The sequence below is a fragment of the Atribacteraceae bacterium genome, assembly GCA_035477455.1.
Classification (GTDB): domain Bacteria; phylum Atribacterota; class Atribacteria; order Atribacterales; family Atribacteraceae; genus DATIKP01.
In genome coordinates, this window is sequence record DATIKP010000031.1 from 1 (window position 1) to 3,319 (window position 3,319).

Consider the following 3,319-nt stretch of genomic DNA (forward strand, 5'->3'; position numbering starts at 1 on the left):
GCTTCATACAGGATGAGGATGAGATATGTTTGGGCATCGATGAGCACTGCTTCAGACACCAGGAGCTGGTGCACACCGTAAGCGAGGTAAAACAGAGAAAAGTGTTGGGGATTCTTAGAGACGACCGCCTAACCACCTTAATTTACCTATCGAAGATAGACGAACGACAACATCGCATTTTTCATCCTGTCCCAACGAATGTTTCCTCCGGTGGCCTTGGCTATGCCCTTTTTTCTCCTATTCACTACCGTTGGACTCATGGACAGAGTCGTCAGCCTGATTCTGGTCTATAGCGTGATGAACCTTCCCTTGATTACCTGGATCGTAAAGGAATTTTTTGCCGACCTCCCCAAAGAACTGGAAGAATCAGCCTTGGTTGACGGGTGTTCACGCTGGAAAGCTTTATATAAGGTCGTCATTCCCTTATCCATTCCCGGGATCGCGGTGTCCTTCCTGTTTTCCTTCATTTTTGCCTGGAACGAGTTTCTGATCGCCCTGACCTTGACTTTTCAGAGCGCCAAAACTCTGCCCATCCAAATGGCCGGTTTGACCACCTTACGGGGTCCCCAATACTGGGACATTGCCGCCAGTTCCATGGTGATCATGATTCCCCCGCTTGTCATCACTCTCCTGGCCAACCGGTATATCATCCGTGGTTTGTCGTTGGGAGCCGTGAAACAGTAAAGCCCGGTTGAAGACTCGTTACAACTGAATTACGTTGGATGCTACGAACAGTAAGCTGCATACCGTAGGGATTCCTTCTGTCTCGAATGGGCGGAAGGGAAGAAGCGAGGAACAGGAGAAACAGGAATAAGTACGTGGGATGGGTGGATGAGTGCGTGTTTCAGGTGGGATCTTCACTGGTTATGGGGTTGACCTATCGAATTGTTGCCCGCTTGGCATTGCTGGTGCCGCACACGGTTGCGTCCGGATTTTTTGGCTTCGTATAAGGCATTGTCGGCCAGTTCCAGAAGCATGCGGTAGTCGGTTTTTTGCGGCGGTATGGTCGAAACGACTCCGACGCTGACGGTAACGTACGGTGAGACTGGGGAATATTTGTGTTCTATTTTTAAGTCCTCGATTTCTTTGCGAATCTTTTCGGCCATGAGAAATGCTTTATCGAGAGCGGTGTCCGGGAGAACGACGACAAATTCTTCCCCCCCGTAACGGGCGGCAAAATCAGAGGCCCTCTCTAGAGCCTTCGACAGGACGTGTGCAACGGCCTTTAAACATTCATCACCGGAGAGGTGCCCGTAATTATCATTGTACAGTTTGAAATAATCAAGGTCGAGCAGAATGATCGAAAGTGGTCGGCCGCCTCTGGTTGCCAGTTTCCATTCATTCCCGACGACCGTGTCGAACTGTCTCCAGTTGTAAAGACCGGTTAGTCCATCCCGGTTGGAGATGTTCTCGAGGATGTCGGATTTCCGTTTCAATTCAAGGTGAGTCCTGACTCTGGCCTTGACAATCGGTAGCCTGAAAGGTTTGGAGATATAATCGACCGCTCCCAAGATTAGACCTTTGACCTCGTCTTCCTCAGTGCATTTTGCCGTAATAAAAATAATTGGGATATTACGGGTCTCCTTGTTTTCCTTGAGTCGTCGGCAGACTTCATAGCCATCCATGCCCGGCATCACGATATCCAGTAAAATGAGGTTGGGAGGATTGGATGCCACTTTATCCAACGCGGACTCTCCACTGGTTGTGACCAATAATTCATAATCCGCCTGCAGGCTTTCAGATAGCATCATCAAATTCGTAGGGCTGTCGTCTACGATCAAAATTTTTTGTTTAAGCGATTCGGTACCTTCCATCGTTACCCTCCGTTTATGAAATATAAAACTTCATCTTCCCTTTGTGTAACACCTGTTGAGCCTCTGCGAATGTAAAGACGGGGATTATATCGGCGAGATCCTACGGTGTGAGTGTGCGTTCAATGCCCGTTGAGTGAATACTCCGATGCGGACCGGGGATTTGGATTCTGTGGTTTCCGGAAACATTGGGAGCATCAGGTAGGAGCCGGTGATCAGCCAAGCGGCTAACGCTTGGCTGAATTTCTCCCGCCGGTCCTCCAGGTATCGTTTTCTGGTCCGGTTCTTTGTATGAAATCCCGGTACTGCACAAAAGTTTCCTTTCCATAGGAAGATTGGGCTAACCGACGACCGTTTTTCGGCCATGAAGAATAAATTTCATTGCCATTTCTTCCCATCGCTGGGAGGCGAAACACTGTAAATTCTCCGGCATATGTCAAGAAAAGTTCGCGCTTGACAGTTTTCAAGATCGGAAATTACGAACTCAAGTGTAGGCTATCTGTTATACTGATATTGGATAGGATATGCGGGATGGATGGGGTATCTTACCAACTGCCTTGTCCAACCTCTATTACTCATGACGGATGAGCAGAAGAGGCGGGACTGTGGGGGTACGGCAGGAAGACGAAGAGCTTCCAGGGTACAGTCAGACAAGGAAGGGAGGTTGGGAATGCCGGAAATAATTGGATCAAACTCTCTGCCCATTGTTTGATGGTGCGTCATGAGGAATTCGGTGCCAGCGGCAGAGTCTGTCCGGACAGTGGGGAAAAGAAATACGAAAGGAAGCAACCAACCCTTTCCGCCAAACCAGATGTCCAATTGCCATAGGCCGGTTATTTCCACGAGAGGAGGTTTATTGTGAAAGAGGAAAACAAAAGACTCACAACCGCTTTTGGAATCCCCGTAGCCGACGACCAAAACAGCCTTACGGCAGGCAGTCAGGGGCCGGTGCTTATGTCCGATGTGCACTTACTGGAGAAATTGGCCCATTTTGACCGGGAACGCATTCCCGAGCGGGTGGTGCACGCCAAAGGCGCCGGGGCGTACGGTTATTTTGAGGTTATCGCCGATGTCACCAGGTATACCAGGGCGAAATTTCTCTCGCAGGTGGGGAGGCGCACCGAAGTCTTTGTCCGGTTTTCTACCGTTGGCGGTGAGCGTGGTTCAGCCGATGCCGCCCGCGATCCGCGAGGTTTTGCTGTCAAGTTCTATACCGAGGAAGGCAATTACGACTTAGTGGGGAACAATACTCCGGTTTTCTTTATCCGTGATCCGCTGAAATTCCCTGATTTCATCCACACCCAGAAGCGGAATCCGGCAACCAATCTTCCGGATGCGGATATGTTTTGGGATTTTCTTTCCCTGACCCCCGAATCCATTCATCAGGTCACCATTCTTTTTTCCGATCGAGGGACGCCGGCTACTTACCGGCACATGAATGGCTACAGTAGCCATACATTCAAGTGGTATAACGAAAGGGGAGATTATTTCTGGGTTCAGTATCACTT

At 49.6% G+C, this 3,319-nt stretch carries 3 protein-coding genes; 2 read left to right on the top strand and 1 reads right to left on the bottom strand.

Annotated elements, in window-relative coordinates; genetic code table 11:
* Positions 1-186: 186 nt before the first annotated feature.
* On the top strand, positions 187-684 hold the full coding sequence (locus tag VLH40_01545) for a carbohydrate ABC transporter permease (protein ID HSV30693.1): 498 nt from the start codon (positions 187-189) through the stop codon (positions 682-684).
* A gap of 173 nt (positions 685-857) precedes the next feature.
* On the opposite strand, the gene VLH40_01550 is transcribed toward VLH40_01545, so the two are convergent.
* Positions 858-1,814, bottom strand: coding sequence for a diguanylate cyclase (locus VLH40_01550; protein ID HSV30694.1), 957 nt, complete (start codon positions 1,812-1,814; stop codon positions 858-860).
* An 855-nt stretch (positions 1,815-2,669) separates the two neighbouring features.
* Here VLH40_01550 and VLH40_01555 point away from each other — a divergent pair.
* The coding region (locus VLH40_01555; protein HSV30695.1) for a catalase at positions 2,670-3,319 on the top strand (650 nt) is incomplete at its 3' end.

What these genes read in the sequence shown, in the direction of transcription:
- VLH40_01550 (HSV30694.1), bottom strand. Translation starts at nt 1,814, where the DNA reads ATGGAAGGTACCGAATCGCTTAAACAAAAAATTTTGATCGTAGACGAC.